The 23,386-nt window shown below is 37.3% G+C and carries 25 protein-coding genes; 13 read left to right on the top strand and 12 right to left on the bottom strand.

What is annotated here, in order from left to right:
• Window positions 1–56 precede the first annotated feature (56 nt).
• Window positions 57–956 carry a lipid kinase YegS gene (gene yegS, locus M1F14_RS12990; RefSeq protein WP_042843519.1) on the top strand — a complete coding sequence of 300 codons (900 nt, stop codon included), beginning with the start codon at window positions 57–59 and terminating at the stop codon, window positions 954–956.
• Between the two features lie 35 nt (window positions 957–991).
• Here the strand turns inward: yegS and thiD are convergent, their stop codons facing one another.
• The 3 genes from thiD to M1F14_RS12975 all read right to left on the bottom strand — a co-directional run bounded on the left by thiD (window position 992) and on the right by M1F14_RS12975 (window position 4,402).
• Complete coding sequence (thiD, locus tag M1F14_RS12985) at window positions 992–1,789, bottom strand: bifunctional hydroxymethylpyrimidine kinase/phosphomethylpyrimidine kinase (RefSeq protein ID WP_042843518.1); 798 nt, start codon at window positions 1,787–1,789, stop codon at window positions 992–994.
• Window positions 1,790–2,007: 218 nt separating this feature from the next.
• Window positions 2,008–2,874: a YjjW family glycine radical enzyme activase gene (locus M1F14_RS12980; protein ID WP_048607367.1), complete on the bottom strand. Its 867-nt coding sequence runs from the start codon at window positions 2,872–2,874 to the stop codon at window positions 2,008–2,010.
• Window positions 2,846–4,402: a YjjI family glycine radical enzyme gene (locus tag M1F14_RS12975; RefSeq protein WP_094301208.1), complete on the bottom strand. Its 1,557-nt coding sequence runs from the start codon at window positions 4,400–4,402 to the stop codon at window positions 2,846–2,848. The genes M1F14_RS12980 and M1F14_RS12975 overlap by 29 nt, the downstream gene beginning before the upstream one ends.
• Window positions 4,403–5,092: 690 nt before the next feature.
• Here M1F14_RS12975 and pagP point away from each other — a divergent pair.
• Window positions 5,093–5,668, top strand: coding sequence for a lipid IV(A) palmitoyltransferase PagP (gene pagP, locus M1F14_RS12970; protein WP_042843516.1), 576 nt, complete (start codon window positions 5,093–5,095; stop codon window positions 5,666–5,668).
• An 86-nt stretch (window positions 5,669–5,754) separates the two neighbouring features.
• Here the strand turns inward: pagP and M1F14_RS12965 are convergent, their stop codons facing one another.
• Both M1F14_RS12965 and mgrB read right to left on the bottom strand, forming a co-directional pair.
• A complete protein-coding gene (locus tag M1F14_RS12965) occupies window positions 5,755–7,137 on the bottom strand; it encodes an amino acid permease (protein ID WP_048607369.1) in 1,383 nt (460 codons plus the stop codon).
• Between the two features lie 230 nt (window positions 7,138–7,367).
• Window positions 7,368–7,499 (bottom strand): PhoP/PhoQ regulator MgrB, encoded by a 132-nt coding sequence (mgrB, locus tag M1F14_RS12960; RefSeq protein ID WP_370661207.1) that lies wholly within the window; start codon window positions 7,497–7,499, stop codon window positions 7,368–7,370.
• Window positions 7,500–7,847: 348 nt separating this feature from the next.
• Here mgrB and M1F14_RS12955 point away from each other — a divergent pair, with 348 nt between their 5' ends.
• A complete protein-coding gene (locus M1F14_RS12955; protein ID WP_042843512.1) occupies window positions 7,848–8,231 on the top strand; it encodes a helix-turn-helix domain-containing protein in 384 nt (127 codons plus the stop codon).
• Window positions 8,232–8,466: 235 nt separating this feature from the next.
• Window positions 8,467–9,279 (top strand): sugar-phosphatase, encoded by an 813-nt coding sequence (gene yidA / locus M1F14_RS12950; RefSeq protein ID WP_048607371.1) that lies wholly within the window; start codon window positions 8,467–8,469, stop codon window positions 9,277–9,279.
• A 63-nt stretch (window positions 9,280–9,342) separates the two neighbouring features.
• Here yidA and yddG read toward each other — a convergent pair whose 3' ends face one another.
• Together yddG and M1F14_RS12940 are read right to left on the bottom strand one after the other, a co-directional pair.
• A complete protein-coding gene (gene yddG / locus M1F14_RS12945) occupies window positions 9,343–10,236 on the bottom strand; it encodes an aromatic amino acid DMT transporter YddG (RefSeq protein WP_129465996.1) in 894 nt (297 codons plus the stop codon).
• A 183-nt stretch (window positions 10,237–10,419) separates the two neighbouring features.
• Window positions 10,420–11,880 (bottom strand): sodium:alanine symporter family protein, encoded by a 1,461-nt coding sequence (locus M1F14_RS12940; RefSeq protein ID WP_042843507.1) that lies wholly within the window; start codon window positions 11,878–11,880, stop codon window positions 10,420–10,422.
• A gap of 584 nt (window positions 11,881–12,464) precedes the next feature.
• Between M1F14_RS12940 and M1F14_RS12935 the strand changes: the two genes are divergently transcribed.
• Window positions 12,465–12,710, top strand: coding sequence for a DinI-like family protein (locus M1F14_RS12935; RefSeq protein ID WP_181468520.1), 246 nt, complete (start codon window positions 12,465–12,467; stop codon window positions 12,708–12,710).
• A gap of 390 nt (window positions 12,711–13,100) precedes the next feature.
• Complete coding sequence (locus tag M1F14_RS12930) at window positions 13,101–13,472, top strand: hypothetical protein (protein WP_042843505.1); 372 nt, start codon at window positions 13,101–13,103, stop codon at window positions 13,470–13,472.
• Window positions 13,473–13,522: 50 nt separating this feature from the next.
• Here the strand turns inward: M1F14_RS12930 and M1F14_RS12925 are convergent, their stop codons facing one another.
• On the bottom strand, window positions 13,523–13,900 hold the full coding sequence (locus M1F14_RS12925) for a hypothetical protein (RefSeq protein ID WP_042843504.1): 378 nt from the start codon (window positions 13,898–13,900) through the stop codon (window positions 13,523–13,525).
• A 293-nt stretch (window positions 13,901–14,193) separates the two neighbouring features.
• Here M1F14_RS12925 and M1F14_RS12920 point away from each other — a divergent pair, with 293 nt between their 5' ends.
• From M1F14_RS12920 to M1F14_RS12910, 3 genes are all read left to right on the top strand, one after another.
• Window positions 14,194–14,418 (top strand): HEAT repeat domain-containing protein, encoded by a 225-nt coding sequence (locus tag M1F14_RS12920; RefSeq protein WP_042844310.1) that lies wholly within the window; start codon window positions 14,194–14,196, stop codon window positions 14,416–14,418.
• Between the two features lie 196 nt (window positions 14,419–14,614).
• Window positions 14,615–14,959: a hypothetical protein gene (locus M1F14_RS12915; RefSeq protein WP_042843503.1), complete on the top strand. Its 345-nt coding sequence runs from the start codon at window positions 14,615–14,617 to the stop codon at window positions 14,957–14,959.
• A 306-nt stretch (window positions 14,960–15,265) separates the two neighbouring features.
• The gene (locus tag M1F14_RS12910; protein WP_048607374.1) at window positions 15,266–16,417 is read left to right on the top strand and encodes a histidinol-phosphate transaminase; all 1,152 of its coding nucleotides are present in this window, start codon (window positions 15,266–15,268) and stop codon (window positions 16,415–16,417) included.
• 48 nt (window positions 16,418–16,465) lie between these two features.
• On the opposite strand, the gene M1F14_RS12905 is transcribed toward M1F14_RS12910, so the two are convergent.
• Window positions 16,466–16,810 (bottom strand): DMT family protein, encoded by a 345-nt coding sequence (locus M1F14_RS12905; RefSeq protein WP_042843501.1) that lies wholly within the window; start codon window positions 16,808–16,810, stop codon window positions 16,466–16,468.
• A 126-nt stretch (window positions 16,811–16,936) separates the two neighbouring features.
• On the opposite strand from M1F14_RS12905, the gene M1F14_RS12900 reads away from it, so the two are divergent.
• A complete protein-coding gene (locus M1F14_RS12900; protein WP_042843500.1) occupies window positions 16,937–17,428 on the top strand; it encodes a hypothetical protein in 492 nt (163 codons plus the stop codon).
• A gap of 87 nt (window positions 17,429–17,515) precedes the next feature.
• Complete coding sequence (locus M1F14_RS12895; RefSeq protein WP_071548155.1) at window positions 17,516–18,298, top strand: class I SAM-dependent methyltransferase; 783 nt, start codon at window positions 17,516–17,518, stop codon at window positions 18,296–18,298.
• 44 nt (window positions 18,299–18,342) lie between these two features.
• Here M1F14_RS12895 and M1F14_RS12890 read toward each other — a convergent pair whose 3' ends face one another.
• Entirely contained in the window at window positions 18,343–18,741 is a 399-nt protein-coding gene (locus tag M1F14_RS12890; protein ID WP_042843498.1) for a hypothetical protein, read from the bottom strand.
• 163 nt (window positions 18,742–18,904) lie between these two features.
• The gene (locus tag M1F14_RS12885; protein ID WP_042843497.1) at window positions 18,905–19,243 is read right to left on the bottom strand and encodes a GlpM family protein; all 339 of its coding nucleotides are present in this window, start codon (window positions 19,241–19,243) and stop codon (window positions 18,905–18,907) included.
• Window positions 19,244–19,609: 366 nt separating this feature from the next.
• Between M1F14_RS12885 and M1F14_RS12880 the strand changes: the two genes are divergently transcribed.
• Window positions 19,610–21,262: a methyl-accepting chemotaxis protein gene (locus M1F14_RS12880; RefSeq protein WP_042843496.1), complete on the top strand. Its 1,653-nt coding sequence runs from the start codon at window positions 19,610–19,612 to the stop codon at window positions 21,260–21,262.
• Between the two features lie 201 nt (window positions 21,263–21,463).
• A complete protein-coding gene (locus M1F14_RS12875; protein ID WP_071548156.1) occupies window positions 21,464–22,306 on the top strand; it encodes an MBL fold metallo-hydrolase in 843 nt (280 codons plus the stop codon).
• Window positions 22,307–22,374: 68 nt separating this feature from the next.
• Here the strand turns inward: M1F14_RS12875 and M1F14_RS12870 are convergent, their stop codons facing one another.
• Window positions 22,375–22,764 carry a limonene-1,2-epoxide hydrolase family protein gene (locus M1F14_RS12870; RefSeq protein WP_042843492.1) on the bottom strand — a complete coding sequence of 130 codons (390 nt, stop codon included), beginning with the start codon at window positions 22,762–22,764 and terminating at the stop codon, window positions 22,375–22,377.
• Between the last annotated feature and the right edge of the window lie 622 nt (window positions 22,765–23,386).

The raw sequence follows: 23,386 nt of genomic DNA, 5'->3' as shown, positions 1-23,386 counted from the left end.
AATAAGCAAAACTCTTTTATACTTATTTTAAATATTAGCCGCATGGATAAATATTTATGAGTAAATATCAATCAGCTATGCTTATTCTTAATGGTAAACAATCTAATAACCCCGAATTACGCAAAGCAATTGCTCACCTACGCGAAGAAGGCCATCAAATACAAGTGCGTATTCCGTGGGAAAAAACTGACACTCGCCAGTTTATCGCCCAAGGGATAGAAAACGGTGTTGACACCATTATCGCGGCTGGAGGTGATGGCACCATTAATGCGGTTGCAAGCACGTTGATGCAATTCCCCTCAGAGACACGCCCTACTTTGGGTATACTCCCCATGGGGACGGCAAATGACTTTGCCACCAGCGCAAATATTCCTTTAGATGTTGAGGCCGCATTAGCACTTGCGATAAAAGGCAGGTCGGTCGCCATTGATATCATACGGGTTAATGAAAAGTATTATTTTCTTAACATGGCAACAGGCGGTTTTGGTACGCGGATCACCACAGAAACTCCCGAAGCGCTAAAATCTGCATTAGGCGGTGCGGCTTATGTCATTAATGGCCTATTTCGCCCTGACACTCTAAAAACGGATATTTGCCATATTGAAGGCAACAACTTTAGCTGGGAAGGCGAAACTTTAGTTATCGCTATTGGTAATGGCAAACAAGCAGGTGGAGGGCAACAACTTACCCCTCAAGCATTAATTAACGATGGTGCCCTTAATTTATTGATTATCCCTGCCAGAGACGTGATCCCCGCATTTTTCACCAATTTATTTTCAACCGATAAGAATGAGCATCTTATTGAAAAGAAACTATCATGGATTAAAATTTCCTCTCCCCATGACATGATACTAAACTTAGACGGTGAACCCCTTTCAGGGGATACATTTACGTTTAAAGTACAAGCTGGTGCAATACAATGCCGATTACCGCCGCAATGTAACTTATTAGCTTAATACAATGAATTAGCCCTTGAAGAAGGGCTTAGCAATCACCACCATGCATGGAAATGGTGTACAGGGCCGATCCCTGTTCCAACTTCCAAACTATCCGCTTTTTCTAACGCGGCCTGCAAATAGGCCTTTGCTTCTGTGACAGTCGTCTGCCAATCTGCATAACGAGGTCGTAATGCAGCTAATGCGGCGGACAATGTACACCCAGTACCATGGGTATTTTTCGTGTTAACACGAACAGAAGTAAACCGCCACTCACCTTCTGGGGTAATCAACCAGTCAGGGCTTTCTGCATTGCTTAAATGCCCGCCTTTCATTAATACCGCTTGGCAACCTTTTTGAAGTAACTTATAACCTTGAGCTAGCATTTGGCTTTCATTTTGCGCTATTTTTTCATCGAGCAATACAGCCGCTTCTGGCAAATTTGGTGTGATGAGTGAAACTAACGGAATTAACTGTTGCCTCAGTGAGTCAACCGCATCAGGTAGCAGTAATGGATCGCCACTTTTGGCTACCATTACAGTATCCAAAACAACATATGGAATATTATACTGTTTCAGAGCCTCAGCCACTACGGTGATGTTACGTTGATTAAACAACATACCAATCTTAGCGCTATCGATCCGGACATCACTAAGTACAGACTCTAACTGCGCTGCAACAAACTCAGCAGGCAAATCCTGTACTGATTGGACGCCTTTCGTATTCTGAGCCACTAATGCCGTCATCACACTGGTACCGTAGGCCTCTAATGCTGAGAAGGTTTTTAAATCGGCTTGAATACCTGCCCCACCAGATGGGTCTGTCCCAGCGATGGTTAATGCGTTGATCCTCATGAGTGCCCTCCTTTTTATGTGAAAGCGTATGAATGCAACAATCACATTCACGCTAGAAATCTATTAGCCGTTATCAGTTACTGGAAATGTGCTTAAAACCAGACAATAAATTGCCATGATTGTCTCATATCATTTAACAAATACCAGCAATTAGTGTGTGAAATTGAATGACTTAGATTTAAAAAAGGTATATCTCACATAAAAAGGATTAATTCATCTTATAAATATACGTTAGGTAAATAAATATTCCTAACACCACGGCGCTGAAGTTGCTGGGCAAAATCGTCTACTTGCACTTTGGTTGCTGACGGCCAATTAGCCGCTTCATTTTTTACACCATGTTGCTGAAATGCATTAATTTTTACCCGTGTATCCGTAGGAAGCCTAGTTAAAAAATTCGCTAATTCATCAATATGATGTAAATAATCTGTTTGCTGCGGAATAAATAATAGGCGCAATTCATACAATTTATTCGCTTCAGCCAGCAATTGAATACTTTGAAATACCCGTTGGTTATCTCTACCCGTTAACCGCAATGCACATTCATCACTCCATGCTTTCAGGTCTATCATTACACCATCCGTATATTCGATAACTTTGCGCCAGCCTGTAGAAGCAAGATGCCCATTACTGTCAATAAAGCAGGTTAAATGATTCAGTTCAGGTGAGTTTTTAATGGTTTTAAACAAATCAATAATAAAAGGCAACTGAGTGGTCGCCTCCCCGCCACTGACCGTGACCCCATTGAGGAAGGCAACATTTCTCGATAGGCTATTTATAGCATCATGAACACTAAGAACCGTGGTCATTGGGCTCGCGTTTTTACTGCAAGTCTGCAAACACGTATCGCAAAGCTGGCAAGCTACGTTATCCCAAACGACTTGACCACCAATGAGTGATAAAGCACCGTGGGGGCAAGTTACAACGCAGTCCCCACAGTGATCACAAATAGCCATGGTATAGGGGTTATGGCAGTTTAAGCACCGTAAATTACACCCTTGCAAAAATATGACTTGCCGATTACCGGGGCCATCCACGCAAGAAAAAGGAATAACCTTATTCAGTATAGCGCATCGATTGCTCATGGCTAATCACTCGTTGCTGACGGGCGGTAATATTACAATTCTTAGTCGCTTCTTCCCCTAACCACGTTGTATTACTTCTAGAGCCTTCCGTTTTATACTTTTCAATATCAGATAAACGCACCATGTACCCGGTGACACGGACTAAATCATTACTTGCTACGTTTGCGGTAAATTCACGCATTCCGCAGCTAAATGCCCCTTTGCATAGTTGTAATAGTGCTTGTGGATTTTGTTTGATAGTTTCATCGATAGTCAAAATATCGCTGATGCCAGATAAATAGTATTTGTGATGAGGTGCCACCGTTTGGATATGTGAAACTGGGTCTGGCTCTTCCCCATATGGAATACGCGCCCCAGGTGTGGTTCCAGTATCAGAGCTAATCCCTGATTGCGCATGCAGCATTGCTCGGTTTTTATAACCATATTTTACGGGGGTCGTTTCAACGAAATCCGCCAGTTGCTCACTAATTTGATAAGCTAGCGGTAATGCAGGGGAATCTGGTGCGTAATGCCCTTGAATACCGTCTTTTTCCATCAAAATATTAACGGCTTCTGCTAATCCATAAATCCCAAACATCGGGGTAAAACGCTGCGGCTCAATTAACCCTTCATGCACAAGAAAACTGGTTTGGAAGAAATTAGATCCTTCAAATAAAAATGCACTACGCGTTTCGATTAACTCCATTTGCAATTCACAGTACTTTTTCAACTGGACAGTTAAAAAATCTGCCGCATTTTGGCTACGTAATGCAACTTCCCGTAAATTTAGCCGTACTAAAGTGCTACCACCACCCGCTATCGGTAGTGAGTTATAACAACTGACAATACCATAACCTAGGCCATCAAATGCCGCACTATGAATAATATCATTCGCAATATGTGGCTTACTACATTCACAAATATTTTCAATTACTTGAAGGAAAAGTGGTTCAGGGGTGCGCTGCGGGTGGTACACAAATGTTAAGTTCGGTGCAACTTGTTTTAACTCTGCGTCAATACGTAGAATCAAACGACAAATTAGGTTGTCATCTGGGCCAATATTCGCATGCATAAACGCATCCGGCAAAGTCCGGTCTAGCTGTATCCAAAATCGTTTTAATTTTGGATACAGCTGTTCCTCAGTAAGCTCGCCAACATAAGGCATCAATAGTTGGTCTAAATACCCAAGAAATACAGGAAAATTTGTTACCGACGGGACGTGATGATACACAATCATCAAGTGGTTTAATGCATCATCAAAATCCGCAGCAGGAGGAAGCTCTAAATAATCGGAACCTTGCTTAAGGTACTTAGCGTAATCAGGTAATACATAGCGAGGTTTATACGGCGCATTCCCTTCATACATATCGCAAATCACACCATTTTCTAATGCATCAGCTAAGGCTTGGCTGGTTGCTAGGTAAGGAATATGGCTATCCGCTTCTATCGCTAAAAAATTTGATTTTTGTTTAGGTGATAATATTTTATCCGTCGTAATCGCCAAACATTTGGCTTGATATTCAGTAAGTTGTTTCTGGCGCTTCATCATAGTGATGGTCCTCATTATTTAAGGCACTGATGGTTTTCCCTGCTACGTTCCAGAAATGATTACCACTAAAATGGTTAAAAATTACTATTTTATGAGACTCATCATCTGAAAAATCAAAGGAAAATCAGCCCTATCATCATTCACCTATTTGGCAGTTTGTATTTCCTATTTATAACTTCCATTTCATCCCATTGCGCCTACTGATTATTTGACATTCATCATGCTTTTTTGATTTGTTTACATCGTTTTTTCTATAAATGTCTACGCCATCTACATTATTAGCTGTATTCACTTATTTTCTTGAGATTACAAGTTGTTACTCACTCGCATTACGGGTGTCTCCTGCATTTTTTATCCCGTTTTCTACCACTTCTATCACTTTATACTTCGTCAATAGAATATCTATACTTAGTATTGATGCGTTTTTTAGGAAAATTGGACTCTTGGAATGGTTGTTTTATAAGCTAGAATTATACTTAATGTTAAATAGCTATGGTTTTGGACCTTCAAAATTAAACCGTTTTGATATGGCTATTGAGTTATTCCCCTTAACAAGGCAATAAATACTATGATATTGCGTATATCTTAATTAAAATAATTAGGCTCAAAATTATTATAATAATGCTAGTTTTATGATTATTAGCGAGCTAATTGTCATTATTATATCTGCGATACAAAACTGGATTTACAATGAGAGTTTATAAAAATATACAATTTATGGTAAGCGCATCATTCGTTATAGGCGCTGCAATCAGCATACCATCGCCCGCGATTGCCGACGGTCAATCAACAAACTTATGGAACAAGTTTACCAACAACGTGAGTAACACATGGGACTCCGATAAATATGAACTCTATGTTCCTGCCGTCACGTGGCATAACCGTGCAATGTATGACAAAAAGAAAACAGACGAATACAACGAAAGGCCTTGGGGGTTTGGTCTGGGTAAGTATCGTTATGATGAGGATAATGATTGGCATGCTCTCTACGCAATGGCATTCAAAGATTCACATAATGACTGGGAACCGATTGCTGGATATGCATTTCAAAAAATGTGGGTTCCTGGAGACATAGATGGTTTTCGCATGGGGGCTGGTTTTACCTTGAGTGTCACGGCGCGTCGGGACATGTTTTATATTCCCATCCCAGCGCCACTTCCCTTAGTGTCAGTGGAATATGACAAGCTCTCACTGCAAGCTACTTATATCCCAGGGACCTATAATAACGGGAACGTCTTATTTGCTTGGTTACGTTGGCAATGGTAATTAACCCTTTTTAGTGACCTGATGAGATACCATAAAAAATGGCCGGAGATTTTTATCTGCCGGCCATTTATATATAAATCAATTAACTAAGTTTGCTCTGTTTGTTGTTTTTTAGCAAGCCCCTGCTTTTTAGCCCCAGAGAATTGGTAACCGACCCATAGAACGGCTATCCACAACGGAATAATTAATACCGAAATACGTAAGCCATCCATCGTCAAAATAATCCCTAGAATCAATAGCAAAAAGGCTAGGCACAGGTAATTACCAAATGGATACCAAATACTTTTGAACTTCGTTTCAATGCCCTGTTTATTCATTGCAGCTCTAAACTTCAAGTTTGACACACAAATCATAATCCAGTTAAGAACCAATGTGGTTACCACCAGAGACATCAATAATTCGAAAGCCTTACCTTCCATCAGAAAGTTAATTAAGATCCCACCTGAAGTTGCAATACCAGAAACAAGTAGAGCCATAACAGGGACACCACCCTTATTCACTTTTGAAAGGAATTTTGGCGCATTGTTTTGCTGCGCTAAGCCATACAACATACGGCTAGTCGCATATGCTCCACTGTTATACACGGAGAGTGCAGCTATTAAAATAACGACATTCAACGAGTTTGCGACCAGTAAGTCACCTAACTCGTGGAAAATTAACACAAATGGGCTAGTCTTTCCGTCAAGGTCAACCCAAGGGTATAACGCTAACAACACCGCTAATGACCCAATATAGAAAATCAATATACGGTAAACCACTTGATTGATCGCTTTGGGTATACTTTTATCTGGGTTTTCTGCTTCAGCAGCCGTAATACCCACCAATTCCAAGCCACCAAACGAAAACATGATAATCGCAAGAGCCATAATTAGCCCATTAAAGCCATTCGCGAAGAAACCACCGTACTCCCACAAGTTACTGACTTTCGCCTGTGGCCCACCATGACCGCTTAATAATAAATAACAACCAAAGATGATCATGGCAATAACAGCAATAACTTTAATTAACGCAAACCAGAACTCTGTTTCACCATAAGAACGCACATTCACTAAATTGATGGCATTTACTGCGATAAAAAATACCGCGGCTGACACCCAAATAGGTAATTCAGGCCACCAATGTTGCATATATTTCCCTGCGGCAGTCAGTTCAGTCATCCCAACGAGGATAAACATCACCCAATAATTCCACCCAGACAGAAAACCTGCAAAACCGCCCCAATATTTAAATGCGAAATGACTAAATGAACCTGCCACAGGCTCCTGAACTATCATTTCGCCCAACTGACGCATAATGAGAAAAGCAATAAACCCACATAATGCATAACCAAGTAAAACAGATGGCCCTGCCATTTGAATTGTTGTTGCAATCCCGAGGAATAACCCTGTACCAACAGCGCCCCCCAAAGCAATCAACTGGATATGCCTATTTTTTAATCCCCGCTTTAGCGTCTGTTGCTGTTGCGCCATAACTTTACCCTTTCGTCCTATTACTTGCTTTTTATCGTCCAAAATTATGATAATCGTACAAGTTTATTTGAATTTTCTTATTAACACTACATTCTTCTGGCTCTGTTTCACATTAATACAGCCCATCAGGAGGTGTTATTAGTTGTTTTTATTTTTCATCGTATTACATAACGATACTGGCAGAAAATTATCCCGACTCAATATCAAGTATTGTGCATTAAAAAGCAAATTCAAAATGGTAACAAGTCAGTTACACCGCAAATACCAAAAATAAAGTTTTCTCCCCCTTGATCGCAAAGGCTGTCCATCGCTAAAAGATAGAGAAAAAGGCAACTTAAGATGACGATAATAGCAATAAATATTTTACGACCAAACACCTAACATTCCTTCAAATATCAATGATGATTTTATTTTTCAAATGATTACAATGGTAAGGCGCGGTCGCTTTATCATTGACTGTGCTAATTACATTAGCTGCAATACATTCGCAGAATGAATACTACTCTAATTTGCGGTCACAAATTTGAGGAAAATAAGCAATTAACCTGTTTTTACAAAAATCTTGCTCATTTTAAGTACTATTGCCCGTTAACTTATTCTGATTGTGCTTTTTTTGCCCAAAAAATGAGAAATACCGCACAAGCAGCCTTTGTCATGGTGAAATGAAGTTGTGTATACTTCTGCTACCGTAAAACTAGAAATAATATAAGATGCCACAAGATAACCACTTAGCTCTTGTTTATGCTTTGAGTAAATGGATAGAAGAACACTTAGGACGCGTGATCCACTTAGAAGAACTCGCGGCTTACTCTGGCTATTCACTTTGGCATATGCAAAAAATTTTCAAAGAAGTCACCGGGATTTCACTAGGTAAATACATACGCCAACGCCGCCTTGCTGGTGCGGTTAACTTACTGCGTAACAGCAACCAATCAATCTTCGATATCGCTTTGGATTTCGGTTTTGGTTCACAATCCCATTTTACGTACATGTTCCGTAAAGAGTATGGCATTACGCCGTTTGATTTCAGGCAAAATGAACAAATTCAGCTTGATGTCAAACAACCGTTGCACTTAACTGGTGATTATGAGTGAGTATGTTTTTATCGCATTAATTAAAAGCTTATTACTATTTTTAGTTTTAATGCCATAAAACATTGTCATTTCAATCGGTTTTCTGAACAGTCACATTGTCTTGTGTTCTGTTCGCCAGTATCTTCTTGCGGTCTTATACTCTTTATCACACCTGTTACATCGAGTTAGGTAATTTACATTCTAAATAATTGGAGTAAGGTACTGGGAGAAAAGTACTAATTTTAGGAGGCATTGGATGTCAATCAAACTGGTCGCCATTGATTTAGATGGCACGTTACTTAATTCCCAGCACCAAATATCTCCCGCAGTAAAAGACGCTATCAAGCAAGCACAACAAAAGGGTGTTCATATTGTCTTAGCATCAGGCCGCCCTTTCTCTGGCATATTCCCATACTTAAAAGAATTAGGTTTAAATAGCTCTGACAATTATTGTATTAGTAATAATGGTAGTGTTATCCATCAAGCAAATGATGGCAGCCACCTCATTGAAAACCTGCTAGATTTTGATGACTTCCAATATTTTGAAGAGCTGGCTAGAAATATCGGCGTTCACATGCATGCCCTCGCAGATAACTGTATGTTTACCACAAACCGTCATATTAGCCATTACACTGTCGCCGATGCTTATTTAACCAACACACCGCTGATATATAGCCCTGTTAATGAGATGGATAACTCGCTCGCTTTTACCAAGTTTATGATCATCGACCACCCAGAAAAACTGGAAGTCGGCATTAGCTATATCCCTGAGAATGTGTTTGATAGTTATTCATTAATCCGAACCAGCCCTTACTTTCTTGAAATATCGACAAAAACCTCAAGTAAAGGTGCCGCCTTACAATGTATTTGCGAAAAATTAGGAATCACACCCGACAAAGTGATGAGTATTGGCGATCAAAATAATGATATCCAAATGCTACAATATGCAAGTGTTTCAGTTGCGATGGCTAATGCTTTAGAGCCTATCCAGAAAATGGCAAAATTTGTCACAAATACAAATGATGAAGACGGTGTTGCTATCGCCATTAATAAGTTTATTAATGTCTAACTAGCTTAGAATTCATTCGCTTTACCAGCGCTCGCACGTCGCAAGCGCTGCGGGCTACTGCTCCTATACGCGCTTTTGTCGGGTCGCCCAAAAACAGACAATCGAACCAACTGTGACCATAAAAACACCCTGCCAAAAACTGAATGTCAATGCAGTACTCAATAATACTGAAGCGAAAGCTGTTGAAATAACAGGAGTAAAGTAAGAAAGTGTTCCTAAAAATGCCACATTGCCTTTAATCACAGCCAGTGTCCACAAGGCATTAGCTCCCCCTGTTGCAATAGCGGCAACGACTAAAAGCGAAATACTTTGGCTAGTAATAATAAATGGTGTTGGTGAGCTAAAAAAATAAAGCACCCATAAGCCGATTGAGGTCAAAATGAAAAATAGCACCATGCCATTATTGCCCCCCGAAATGCGCTTAGTCACATTACTATAAAAAGACCAAATAATCGCCCCGCTAAAGGCTAAAAAGTAACAAAGGGGGTTACTTTGAATATTTGCAAGAACAGCATTAATTGAAAGCGGTTGGTCCCCTGAAATAACCCAAACAAGCCCCATACAGGCTAAAATTAGCCCAATCGCTAATAATAGAGTGAAACGTTGCCGATTAAAAAAAACTGCGAGAGCAATTGTAAAACTTGGCCATAAATAATTCACCATACCCAGCTCAATCGCTTGTTGTCGACTGTTTGCTAACCCCAACGCTAAAACAAAACAAAGCTCATAGCATACAAATAGTATCGTTCCCCAAAATAAGTAGCGTTTAGGGTACTGCTTTATTTTTGGTACCCCCATTACAAGAACTAACACTATTGAGCCAATCGTATAAACGAGTGCAACACCACCAACAGGACCAAAGTTTTCACTTACACTGCGGATCAGCCCAACCATCGTACTCCATAATAAGATAGAAATGACCCCGTAAAACGTTGCAGCATACTGATTTAACTTCATAATATTCCCAGCTATTTAGTTCTAAAAATGTTTTATATCAAAAATGGTGGCGCTTAATATTTTAAAAAACCTTATAGCTCAAAGAATTATAATGCAAGATCTTTTACTGGTATTACGTTCTAATCGTACATAAAAAAATTCTTAGGTTTCTCACCTAAGAATTTCATAATGAAGCTTTAACCACTAACGCGAAGATTCTTTTTCAACCCATTTATCAACCTGTTCTTTTTCCCAAATTCCTTCTTCAAATTGTTTTTTCAACTCAGGGTGCTGATTAATGTCAAAAGTGGGTATTTTCCCCGCCGCTAATTGCTGCTTATAATCTTTTGCTAATTTAAATGCGATACCCGATAACAAAAGAATAGCGATCAAATTTGTGATTGCCATCAGCCCCATTGACAAATCGGCTAATTTCCAAATAAATGGCATTTCTGCAAGAGCACCAAACATCACCATCCCCAATGCCGCCAAACGGAAAATAAACAAACCAGCCGTATGGTTATTCTCTAGAAAAATCATGTTACTTTCTGCATAAGCATAATTTGCAATTATCGAAGTAAAGGCGAAAAAGAAGATAGCAATCGCGATAAATGTGCTTCCCCAACTCCCGACTGCTGAAGATAGCGCTAACTGTGTCAATTCGATGCCATTAATTTTTTCGACACCACCATCGAGAACCCCTGAAGAAAGGATAATAATCGCAGTCGCGCTGCAAATCACTATCGTATCCATGAAAACACCGAGCATCTGTACATAGCCCTGCGAAGCAGGATGAGGGGGATAAGGTGACGCCGATGCAGCTGCATTTGGTGCTGACCCCATCCCTGCCTCATTCGAAAATAACCCACGTTGAATACCTTGAGTCATAGCCTGAGCAACACCATACCCAATCGCCCCACCAGCCGCCTCTTGTAGACCAAATGCATTTCTAATAATCAACATAAATACTTCAGGTAACCGCTCTATGTGGTGCCCCACAACCCAAAATGCCAATAATAAATAAGCTGTAGCCATAACAGGAACAACTAATTCAGCGACCTTAGCAATAGATTTTAACCCACCAAAAATAATAACGCCGCTTAATAAAACTAAACCAATTCCGACATAAACAGGATTAAAATCGAAAGCAACAGCCGTTGCTTGTGCAATAGAATTGGCTTGGACTGCATTAAAAACTAAACCAAATGCAATAATGAGGAAAATTGAAAACAATACCCCCATCCAACGCTGATTTAGCCCTTTTTGCATGTAATAAGAAGGCCCCCCACGGTAATTACCTTGGTCATCTTTAGTTTTATATAGTTGAGCTAAAGTACATTCAACAAATGAAGTTGCCATCCCCAGCAATGCGACAACCCACATCCAAAAAATAGCACCTGGTCCACCAGCGGTTAGCGCGATTGCTACTCCAGTTAAATTGCCCGTTCCGACTCTGGCTGCTAGGCTGGTACACAATGCTTGAAATGATGAAATACCTGCACTATCCGTCTGTTTACTATTTTTTAACACCCCAAACATATGCCTAAAATGCCTAATTTGGATAAAACCTGAGCGAATAGTAAAGTACAACCCTGCTCCCAACAGTAAATAAATGAGTAAATAACCCCAAATAAAATTAGTTAATGTGTTTATATGTTCTATCAAATCGCTCTCCTTTTTATTAAATTAACTAATGAAGAATTAGCTGCTAATTAGCACGCATCTACTCTTTATAATTATTAAAGAATAGAAAACAAAAAATAAAATAAAATATTTCTTTATGTTTTTTGAAATTATATTTTTTTATCTTTAATGTAAATTTTTTTTCGATTTATTATTCATTCATTTTCTATTAATGGAGATTCCGAACTCATTTCTTTAGAGAAAATAGCAACAAAATTCTTTTAAAACAGACAGATAAAATACCCCTCCTCTATTTGACTTACAGAAAATCAAACGTTTGATTTTTAGCTTTTTTTTTAATCGCATAACTAATGAGATTAATAACTCCCGCTAACTTATTAGCAAGAAATGAATTTAAATACAATAACAGCTAACACGATTACTTATAATTAAACGAGTCGGTTAAGCTATATTTATTTTTAATCTAAAATCAAAATTTAATAAATCATATCAACCAACCAATGAACAACCAGACCAATTCGTATCATCTAAATAAGATAGTTGATTATACTTTGCGTTAACAATAAACTGATTGAAATTTCGCTTTTTAGACAAGAGGTTAACATATGGAAATTACGATAAAGCTGTCTGATGACTCTACATCTCAACTCTCAGAAAAATCATACCAAGCTTTTACAGATGAGCTAAAAGCCCGGGTTTTGGAAGTATATCCTGGTAGTTATTTGCTGATCACCCACGACAGTGGGCCAACAACTTTCCAAACTAATGGATTTCACGATGATAATAAAGTCCATATAGTGCTGCATGAACTTGTTGAAGATGTCTTAAAGCATGGGCACTGGTTACAGTAATAATTGATCAATAAGCCTTTTATTACATAGCCAGCTGTAACCTTAACAAAAGTGTTCAGCTGGTTAATTTTTTGATTTCAATTTGTGTAGCCTCAACTCACCCCTACCCTTATCTCAGTTTAAAGTCTGATCAAGGTCATACTTCTCCTTAACTTTTTTAAAATTATGGTAAATCGCTTTATTTTTTATCGTTATATGCTAAAGTATATAACGTAATTTTCATTTACATTGCTTTTGCTGATTATAGCGGCCAGTATTTATACTGGCTCTTTTTTATGAAATCATGCTATAAAGTTATCAATACCCCCCGTTTTAGGTCTAATCTGCTATAGTATTTCGCTGATACTGTATAGAGTTACTATTCATCGTGTGCAAAATAGAGGTATGATTATGAAGCGTTTATTACTGGCTTTTTGCCTGACTCCAGTCCTTGCTATGGCAGAAAATGCCCCTTTAAATATAAGCGAATTAGCCAATGATTATTGCGAAATCACCGGTCAAACGCTAAGTGAAGCATACAGCACTAACAAAACCAATAGTGAATTAACCCAAGCAACTATTGCTAAATTGAAAAGTGAGAATGTAGATCTGAAGCAATTAGAAACTCTTGAATCCGATCTTCGTCAAAACCTAGCCACTGCCATTGATGCTATACGCAGTAACAAATCTAATTTTGCTAACGAAGCAGATTTTCAAAAATCACTGAACGATTCAATCTCAGCTTGTAAACTACAAACTGAGCTATTATTAAATAAGTCTTAATTACTAGGCTAAAGTCAAAGAGCTCAAATTTCGCTTTGAGCTCTTTTTTGTTAATCTGTTTCTTTTTTAGAACACAATCTTTCTATTGAAAGTTGTAATTCCTGCGTTTCACTTATAATCAACTGTTCATGTTCAGAAAAACGCCCATCCTTGATGATAACATTTGCGACAAACGGCAAAGGGTTTTCTTGTGAAGGTAAATGATATTTCCCACACACACGGTAGTTTTCTCCCTCTTTAAATTCACCTTTTTGCATTATTTCAACATCATTAAACTCAATATTGCTTGCATTACCCAGCTTCGCTTCAACCAAACGTTGCGCCTCATTCTTAACATCAGAATCCCCGATACTGGTATAAGAATGGTAGCCAAACACACCAAGTGCTAACAACAGAACAATCAACAATTTTGTTTTTATACGTTTCAACGTACTACCCTTCTTCATTTATGACATTTGAGAATATTATAAATGCATCATATCAATTTTTGTGAACAATTTGAGCCTTTGATATTCACTGCCCTCAATACCGTTAAAAGTATGATAAAACCTGAAAGATAATGACAAAAACTCCTCACTTTTCAGATACACCAAAATTAATCGACAGAACTAATATTTTTCATATTAATATTTTTATATTTAGTATTGATAAAAAAAACATTTTATATTTTTCTTCTCAGTTTTATACTGGTTACCCCTACTTATTATTTTCTAAGTCATTTATGAAAGAAAAAATTGTAAAAAATCTAGTTGATTTAACCTACGGTAACAACAATGATGTTAAAATAGCAGCAATTACTGCATTAGGTGATTATAAATGTTCAATTGAACAACAAGATGCAATCGATAGGTTATTAGTTTTATGTGATGATTATAATAAAGATATTGCTGTCGCCTCTATTATATCACTCAGCAAGCTAGCAAAATTTTTCTATGAAAAACAATAGAATAAAAAACCAAAAATTACCCGATGAAAATATTAACTTTAACTTAATTGTTTTAACAATATATTTTCATTGTGAATAAATAATGGAAAAATATTGTCACAATAGTGATTTATTCATTTAGATAAGTAAATCCGATTGAACTAATTAAATATATTGACAGAATGATAATTAATAAATATTCCAAAGGAGATAAGCCATGAATATATTAAAACCATTAATTATCAGTGCAAGTTTAATCGCTGTTAGTTTTTCTACATTTGCGTACCCTGGGGATGGCTACGGAAATGGTTCTTGGCACCGTGGTGGGTATCAAAATCAACAGCAATATAATAATAGACCATGTGATAACTTTCGCCAATTTAACAATACCGGTCGCTATCAAGGAATGATGCAATATTCAACTGCTATCCAAACAACTCAGCCAGATGAAGCACTGAAAAAAATTGCAGTTGATGCCCCTAAAGGAGAAAACGGGAAACAATATATGGTCAAAGTCGCCGTTATTGAAATCACACCCAATACACCAGTCCAAGGCCAATAATGTTTTATATCAAGCCACCCCTTGATATAACTCGACTAGAAATATTTGCGGTGGTTCACACCGCATTTTTATCACTACGAGGGCCAATTCGTAACTACATAATTAATTATATTTGCATTACCAACATGAGCCCCTAAAAGCCAGCCATAATGCTATACACTTAAGTGCGTTATCAATATAGATAAAACCTGATCATTCCCTCAATTGCTAGGTGAATAAAAAATCAAAAAAAGCAAATAATTATTTACTTTAATACGATTTTAAGTAACCTAACAGATTCAAAAATAATAATTTCAGGGAATAATCATGGATCGTCGTTCATTTCTTAAATCAACTTCATTGATTGCAGGTAGCATTGCAATTAATGCTTTTTCAAATCAATCTATTGCACAAACAAATAGCCCTGTTTTGCCTGACGAACAACATCCACTATTGCTTAATTTTAATGAAAATTCGTTAGGCATGTCAGTAAAAGCTAGAGAGGCAGTTATTAACGCACTACCGGGTGCATTTCGTTATCCAGATGCCGCACGTGCTGAACTCTTAACTAATATTGCAGAACTTTACCGTTTATCTGACAAGCACATCAGTATTGGTAACGGCTCATCAGAAATTATCCAAGCTGCTGTCGCAATGTTAGCAAACCGAGCCAACCAACGTGGAATAAAAATTCAACTAGTGACGCCGGACCCAACCTTTAATTATGCAGAACTTTACTCTCTTTCACTGGGTGTGAAAGTTACGAAAATCCCGCTAACCGCAGAGCTTGCTTTTGACTTAGCGAAAATGGAGCAAGCCACAAAAGATTTTGAAGGGTTATCTATAGTTTATATTTGCAATCCCAATAACCCTACTGCGATGATTACACCTCACAATCAACTCGAAAAGTGGATGAATAGTCAGTCTGATAATTTATTTTTTATTGTCGATGAAGCTTATGCAGAATATGTTGAAGACCCTAATTTTACTAGCGCGATAGAATTAGTAAAAAAAGGTCAAAATAATTTAATTGTCACTCGTACATTTTCAAAAATATTCGCCTTAGCAGGCTTAAGAATTGGTTATGGTGTCGCTTCCCCAGCGACCATTGCTGCTGTTGATGAGTTTTTATCCATCGATAATACCAATACGGCAGGGGCTGTTGCTGCTATAGCGTCGTTAAAAGATAAACCATTTATCGCACATAGTCTTAAATCTAATAACACATCTCGCATTATAGTAGAAAAAGCGTTCAATGAATTAGGTTTGGAATATGCGCCTTCACAAGCCAATTTCATTTTTCATAAGGTTAACGGTGATGTGAAAACTTATCAACAACGTATGGCTGATGCTCATGTGATGGTTGGCCGCGAATTTCCTCCAATTATTGGGTGGAACAGGCTCACTCTAGGAACGCCAGAAGAAATGCTGCAATTTGTTGTTATATTAAAGCAATTTCATAAGAAAGGATGGGTTTAAATACTAAGCACCTATCGGATTCATGGGGCCTTTCGATTACTTTATTAATTAAAATGGCCCCTTAAAAATAAAAAAAGCTCCTGCAAAAATAAGAATAAAACCAATCACATGGTTAACCGTAAAACTTTCTCCCAAATACAATACTGAGAATAGAACGAAAACACAGAGCGTTATTACCTCTTGCATCGTTTTCAATTCAGCCGCAGTATAATATTGATGCCCTAGCCGATTGGCTGGTACAGCGAAACAATATTCTACCAATGCAATTAACCAACTAAAAAAAATGACTATATACAACGGCTTCGTTGTAAATTTCAAATGACCATACCAAGCAAACATCATAAATACATTTGAAATTACAAGTAAAAATACGGGGTAAAGTTTAGTTAGCATTCTATTTTAATAAGCCAGAAATTTGAGGCCGCTATTATGAGTTGAATAACATCACATTACAATCTTATCCCACCCAAAGCGTTTATTCCATCTGCCCAAACCTATTTTCCCCTGTTAGAGGTAATAATGAAGATTAAATATGAATTAATGACACAAGCAGATTGCCCTGAAGTTGCAATATTATTACAAGCTAATGCCGAATCTCAGCAAGGTGGTCTTTTAGGGGAGTACCCATTACCCAAAGTGGGTGCAATGTATGCCAATAGCTTATCAACATTTGTTGCACGTGACGCTGAAAAAATTATTGGCGTTGTATTTAGCTTTGCCAGCACATCTACCGCATTACCCCCTATCGCCCATTTAATTCTTGAACAAAACAGTGGGCTAATGAATGGCAATTGGTTCTATGGCCCTGTATGTATTGATATTAATTATAGAGGAAACAATATTCTCAAATCTCTTTACGACAACATATGTGCTTTCAATACCGGAAAACCTGTGGCTTTCATCAATGCGGCTAACCACAGGTCTCTTGCCGCACATTTAAAAATAGGTATGCATAACGTTGCCAGTTTTGACTTTCAGGGGACGCACTATTATCTCGTAATAGGAAATTAAATTGTACTAATTGGTACACTTTTTTGTTTCAGTTTTTCCGTCTATCTATTACACTAGAACAAATTATTGTATTTTGGAGTACACTTTATGATTGATATCATAACTACAAATCAACAAGCTTGGGATAAACAAGCAGAATTACAATTAGCTTGGTCAACTCCTGTTGACTCACAGACTATTAATGACGCTAAACAAGGGAAATGGAAAGTCCATCTTACACCTAGCCCCGTTGATGAAACTTGGTTAGGCAATATTAATGGTCAGAAGATCCTGTGTTTAGCCTCCGCAGGGGGGCAACAGGCCCCTGTATTAGCAGCTGCTGGGGCAGATGTCACTGTTTTCGATTTATCTCAAAAGCAACTTGAAAAAGACCAAAAAGTCGCCGAAAGAGATAACTTAACATTGAAAACAGTTCAAGGGGATATGCGCTCATTAGATATTTTTGCGAATGAAACATTTGATATAATATTCCATCCCATCTCTAATCTGTATATTCCGGACGTTACACCTGTTTGGCAGGAGTGTTATCGCATTTTAAAACCTAATGGCCGGTTATTATCCAGTTTCTTTAATCCAATAGTTTTTGTTGGAGAACGAAATAAACATTACGATGAACAAGGTATTATTAAACCATCCTATAAGATGCCATTTTCTGAGCTAGCCACCTTATCCTCCGAACAAATAGCACAAAAACAAGCTAACCAAGACGCTTTTGTCTTTGGTCACTCATTAACTGATTTAATTGGCGGGCAACTGAAAGTAGGTTTTCATATTGTGGGCTTTGAAGAAGACTGGCAACCCAACCCACGGTTTGTTATTGATAATTATTTGCCAACTTTTTTAGCCACTTTGGCCATCAAAACAAATTAGCTTTATAAGAACTCGTTAACTTACCGTTAACGAGCAATAGGATGCTAAGCTCTATGGCAGTATCTATCCCATACTGCCTCAAATTGTTCAGGGGGGATTATATCATCTGTTTTTTCTACGAAAGGAATGGATACCATCACCTTCCCAGCTCTATTTTTATGTAAGCGTATAATAAATCTTTTATACCCATGAGGTAGCTCATTCTCAAAGCCAAAAACCTCACCGCAGTAATAACCTGTTTCGTCCCCTTCATCACTTTTTGTTAATACATAGTACTGAACATTTTTATAATTTGCCGCTGATGGGTAAGCAAGAAAATCCTCGACAGAGCTTTTTACTCGACTTTCAGTATCTAATTCAGGATCTAATGCGAGTTCTGTCATAATACCCGCAATATACGCACAACCAGCGACTAATAGTAAAACTAAGGATCTTAATAACATTTTTATCTTAAAGCTCTATGGAGAACACTACATATCATTATAGTTTAGCCTTAATATTTTGCGACTCTTAAAATCATGGAATTCTTTTTTTCACATAATACACTAAATATAGGAACCTTATGTCAATATATTTAAATAACCTAGTGGCTATTTTTAATATAATTCACTGAGCAAGTTGCCATATATAAACTAATATTATCGCTGTAATTACCCATACAACCGTAGCAAGACTTAAGCTTGCCAAGGCCGTCATTTTAGTTGCAAACAAATACACGGTTAATAAGTACATTGCATAAGGGATGAGAGACCATAAGCCAAATAAAGCTGTTTTTTTTAGCGCTTCCGTTCCTTGTTCTTGTACCACAATAACATGAGCTATTAAGGCAAATGTAGGAAATAAAGGAACTAATCCAGCAATATAATAAATTTTACTACGAGATAATAACGCAATAATTAGCACCGCTAAAGCACCTAAAATGCATTTAAAAAATAATGACAACATAAGACACTCAAAAGTTAAATTAAGCTTAGAATGTGATTATCTTCGATTAAAAGAATGATAACTACATTCTAGCTACCAATAATGCACAAATTATTTGCCTTTTGTAACACCACTCCTCCCGCATGCGTAAAAACACTTATTTTTTATTCAATTTTATGAGCTAAGTCAAATTGTTGAATATAAAGTATCCGGAATTGGTGCCGATACATTCAATTAGTCCCTACGCCTGATGCTTTCGCGTGACTACATATAACTTTTTAGCTATCGGACTGCTTGAATATGCTCGAGGTTAACAACGTTATGTTTAGAAGTCGGAATTTGTATGTGTGCAAACATACTACTCGATGGTATGAAAGGAAATAATTAATGATGTCTGATACTTCAAAAATAACTAAATTTAGCTCAGCTAAATTTGCTTTATCCGGTTTTAAAACAACTACCCTTGTTTGGTTAATCTCAGGGCTTCTTATTGTTCTATTGCTTTCAACTTGCTGGTTTTTCTTTAGTTCTTTAAAGCAGTATCAAACCACATTAACTAAACTCGATACTATTTATAATGAACAAACAGAATTAAACAACACATGGCAATCGTTATTACAAGCTAGAAACACCTTAAACCGCGCCAGTTCTCGACATTTACTTATCATCAACAAGATGAAAACATCCAATACTGATATTGATAGTCTTATTGAGTTTTATCATAAAAAAATGGTAGAGACTGATAGTTACTGGAAAGCGTTTTCCTCATCTTCTCTCTATAAAAATAGTGAAGCTTATTCTGAATTAGAAAAGGCTTATAAAGAACTCTATGCCGCCTTAAATGAGCTCTCGGTCTTTTTAGTACAAGGTAAAACGTATGATTTTTTAAATCAGCCCACCCAAGGGTTCCAAGATACGTTCGAAAAAAACTACATTAATTACCATCAGCAATTAAATGCAAACTATCACGATATTGCTGTAGCGAGTGAACAGCTGTATAAACAAAGCATCATAGGGCTAATAGTCATCATGACGATAATTACCCTTGTAACCTTGTTTATCCGGTTTATTTTACAGTTTTTCTTTATTCGACCATTAAACCAAGTTATTGATGGTATTGAAAAAGTAAGTCAGGGTATTCTCTACCATAGTTTTGATAATCGGGGCTTATTTGAAATAAAACTATTAAAGCAGCATGTTTCTAACATGCAAAGTAAGCTAGTCGATATTGTAACAAATATTTATGACAACACTCACCACATCAAAGTTGAACTGAGTGATATTACTCAAATGAATCACGACCTTTCCATTCGTGCAGACCAACAAGCAGCTGCGATTGTGGAAACTGCGGCGAGTGTAGAAGAGCTGGACTCCTCATTTAAATTAAATACGGCTAATACCAACCAGTCATGCCAGCTCATGTCGGCGACGAGTGTCACAATTGAAAAAAGTAATGAACTGATTTCTGATGTCGTAGAAAATATGGATGATATCGTCGATTTCTCTAAAGAGATTAGCAAAATCACTTCCACCATCGATAATATTGCCTTTCAAACTAATTTATTAGCCTTGAATGCTGCAGTTGAAGCTGCTCGAGTAGGTGAACATGGTAAAGGGTTTGCTGTGGTTGCTAATGAAGTGCGTGAGTTATCCATTAGTTGCACTCAAGCTTCAAAAGAAATTAAGCTCTTGATTAATAACTCAAATGATAAAATTAATCATTGTTTCCAACTAGCTGCCGATGCAAATGACAATATCGTTTCGATTGCCCAAGATACATCGAACATTAATGAAATGATCCAAAGCGTTGCTCTCGCCTCCAACGAACAAACTCACGGTGTTAGCCAAATTCATTTAGCTATTAACGAGCTAGATAGTACAACACAAGCTAATGCTTCAATGACCCGTGAATTACAGTCATCATTAAAAGCCTTAGAATCTCAATCTGATTTACTGGAAGAAATTATTTCTATTTTCCATACTGAGCCTAAAGATGGGGAAGAATTAGAAACTAGTGATGTTAGTGAGGTAAAAGACTAATCTAAACTTAACCATTTACAATAGCAGTCATCAAGGAAATTGTTCTTTATAGGGCAATTTCCTTGACAATACCTATTCATAGTTCCTCCTCTTTAATACTTTACTTTCTAAGCGTCAATTTAGTAGTCATTGAATATTTTTTACTTTTTATCTGATATAACATATCCCGATGACTTCTGAACTAATAACAATGAGCTAATGATGACAATAAAAATTACTGTCCTTGTCGACAACAATACCTTAATCGATAGTTATTTTTGCGGGGAGCCCGGCGTTTGTTACCATATCGAAGCCGATGGAAAAAAAATATTATTCGACACTGGCTATTCCAACATCTTTATTGATAATGCACACATTTTAAATATCGACCTTGCTAATATTACTGATCTTGTACTTTCCCATGGGCATAATGACCATACATGGGGCTTAGGGCACCTAATCCAACATTTTGACCGCCGTAATATTGAAGCACAGCAAACGAAAAAGCTTATTTACCATCCTGATGCACTTATACAAAAAAAATTTCAGTCCAAAGTGATTGGAGCGAATACTCCAAAAGATATTTTATCTGCCTATTTTGATTGTATTGAAACGACTGAACCTTATTACCTTTCAAACAATATCGTGTTTTTAGGGCAAATCCCCCGAGAAAATAACTTTGAAGGGCAAGAGCCCATTGGAACCACCCTCGATAATGATAACAACGAGGTTGATGACTATGTCCTTGATGACTCTGCACTTGCTATCAAAACAACTGAAGGACTGATTGTGATAACAGGCTGTTCCCACTCAGGAATTTGTAATATTACAGAGTACGCTAAAAAGGTAACAGGGATTAATAAAATAGTTACTGTAATCGGAGGGTTCCATCTACAACAAGCCTCGAAAGAAGTTTTAGAATGCACCGGAAATTACTTTAATCAGCAAGATTTAATGCACATTCACCCATGCCACTGCACTGACCTCAATGCAAAAATACACCTAGCCCAATATGCTGCTGTTCAAGAAGTTGGCGCAGGGTTACAACTAACCTACCCTAGTTAATCGCATACATAGAATTTATAAAGCTCAGTTTTTAAACTGAGCTTTATTTTGTATTTAAATAATCAATGTTAAGTTCTTGAGCCTAAATCTTGGTCTGCACCGGCACCTTTTAGCATTCTTGTTAATTCTTCACAACGTATGATCTTATTATTAGCAATCTGGAAACAGGCAAATACTTCGAACTCGCTAACTGAACCATCTTTTTTAATCGCTTTTGCTAAATGCTGGGTATGTACACAACTTTCCCCTTCCGCTATCGATTTAATGGTTATAGTTATAGACTGAGTTGCCTGTTTCAGTACCTGTAAATGCGCGATAAACTCATTAAAATTAATTTTTTTACCATCAACAATTTGGATATATTCATCTGAAAAGTATTTTTGAGCAACAGACCTTGAACCAATATCTTCTCCCAATACTGCATTCAATGCTTGTTTTACTAGTTGCATATTATTCATTATTTTTCCTTAGTGACAAAAGCTATTCCCTAATTGTTATGGGTCTTTTATTTTTCATTTCAAGCCAAAGTCTGAGTTATTAACTTTCATACTGACATATGTAATATTTTAACCACAACCTTCCTGTTAACAATCGTTCTGCTATTACTCACCTATTGTAACAATAGCACGGTAATCATCATTAAAATAACGGCCAATTTGTCGCATTTATTGTTGACTGCACAGCACAATACGGGTTTTTGCAACATTAATCTCCCTAAATTATCCCCCAAAAATTTTTTCTATCTAAACACATACTCTAATTTGGTTTAAAACATAATCACTGGTATCATCTTGTAGTTGCCCATTTAAACTATAGGCAGCTATAACAATAACTATAAATCTACATTTCCATTAGATACCCCTGCTTGCAGGGGCTTTTTTTCACTCCTTATCCCCCCTTTAGTCTCATTTTGTATCTAGTTAATTAGTAACTATTTTTAGCTAACGCCCTCAGCGTAAGCAAGCTAGGTACTCCGCAATTTAATATTAGATATCTCGGATATGCCATTGTTCTTGGTAAGTTAGATAACTTACCAACGCGTTAAATGCAAAAATCATCAAGGAGGAATATTATCCATAG

Origin of the sequence: Providencia sp. PROV003, assembly GCF_045040775.1 — a bacterium.
GTDB lineage: Bacteria > Pseudomonadota > Gammaproteobacteria > Enterobacterales > Enterobacteriaceae > Providencia > Providencia huashanensis.
This window is presented reverse-complemented; position numbering and strand designations above follow the sequence as displayed.

Excerpts from the sequence above, each read along its gene's own strand:
- M1F14_RS12870 (WP_042843492.1), bottom strand. The coding sequence starts at position 22,764 with ATGAATAATATGCAACTAGTAAAACAAGCATTGAATGCAGTATTGGGA.
- M1F14_RS12965 (WP_048607369.1), bottom strand. The coding sequence starts at position 7,137 with ATGGCGCAACAGCAACAGACGCTAAAGCGGGGATTAAAAAATAGGCAT.
- M1F14_RS12880 (WP_042843496.1), top strand. The coding sequence starts at position 19,610 with ATGATGTCTGATACTTCAAAAATAACTAAATTTAGCTCAGCTAAATTT.
- yidA (WP_048607371.1), top strand. The coding sequence starts at position 8,467 with ATGTCAATCAAACTGGTCGCCATTGATTTAGATGGCACGTTACTTAAT.
- M1F14_RS12920 (WP_042844310.1), top strand. The coding sequence starts at position 14,194 with ATGAAAGAAAAAATTGTAAAAAATCTAGTTGATTTAACCTACGGTAAC.
- M1F14_RS12875 (WP_071548156.1), top strand. The coding sequence starts at position 21,464 with ATGACAATAAAAATTACTGTCCTTGTCGACAACAATACCTTAATCGAT.
- thiD (WP_042843518.1), bottom strand. The coding sequence starts at position 1,789 with ATGAGGATCAACGCATTAACCATCGCTGGGACAGACCCATCTGGTGGG.
- M1F14_RS12900 (WP_042843500.1), top strand. The coding sequence starts at position 16,937 with ATGAAGATTAAATATGAATTAATGACACAAGCAGATTGCCCTGAAGTT.
- yegS (WP_042843519.1), top strand. The coding sequence starts at position 57 with ATGAGTAAATATCAATCAGCTATGCTTATTCTTAATGGTAAACAATCT.
- M1F14_RS12935 (WP_181468520.1), top strand. The coding sequence starts at position 12,465 with ATGGAAATTACGATAAAGCTGTCTGATGACTCTACATCTCAACTCTCA.
- M1F14_RS12930 (WP_042843505.1), top strand. The coding sequence starts at position 13,101 with ATGAAGCGTTTATTACTGGCTTTTTGCCTGACTCCAGTCCTTGCTATG.
- M1F14_RS12905 (WP_042843501.1), bottom strand. The coding sequence starts at position 16,810 with ATGCTAACTAAACTTTACCCCGTATTTTTACTTGTAATTTCAAATGTA.
- M1F14_RS12955 (WP_042843512.1), top strand. The coding sequence starts at position 7,848 with ATGCCACAAGATAACCACTTAGCTCTTGTTTATGCTTTGAGTAAATGG.
- M1F14_RS12910 (WP_048607374.1), top strand. The coding sequence starts at position 15,266 with ATGGATCGTCGTTCATTTCTTAAATCAACTTCATTGATTGCAGGTAGC.
- pagP (WP_042843516.1), top strand. The coding sequence starts at position 5,093 with ATGAGAGTTTATAAAAATATACAATTTATGGTAAGCGCATCATTCGTT.
- M1F14_RS12895 (WP_071548155.1), top strand. The coding sequence starts at position 17,516 with ATGATTGATATCATAACTACAAATCAACAAGCTTGGGATAAACAAGCA.
- M1F14_RS12980 (WP_048607367.1), bottom strand. The coding sequence starts at position 2,874 with ATGAGCAATCGATGCGCTATACTGAATAAGGTTATTCCTTTTTCTTGC.
- yddG (WP_129465996.1), bottom strand. The coding sequence starts at position 10,236 with ATGAAGTTAAATCAGTATGCTGCAACGTTTTACGGGGTCATTTCTATC.
- M1F14_RS12975 (WP_094301208.1), bottom strand. The coding sequence starts at position 4,402 with ATGATGAAGCGCCAGAAACAACTTACTGAATATCAAGCCAAATGTTTG.
- M1F14_RS12885 (WP_042843497.1), bottom strand. The coding sequence starts at position 19,243 with ATGTTGTCATTATTTTTTAAATGCATTTTAGGTGCTTTAGCGGTGCTA.
- M1F14_RS12915 (WP_042843503.1), top strand. The coding sequence starts at position 14,615 with ATGAATATATTAAAACCATTAATTATCAGTGCAAGTTTAATCGCTGTT.
- M1F14_RS12890 (WP_042843498.1), bottom strand. The coding sequence starts at position 18,741 with ATGTTATTAAGATCCTTAGTTTTACTATTAGTCGCTGGTTGTGCGTAT.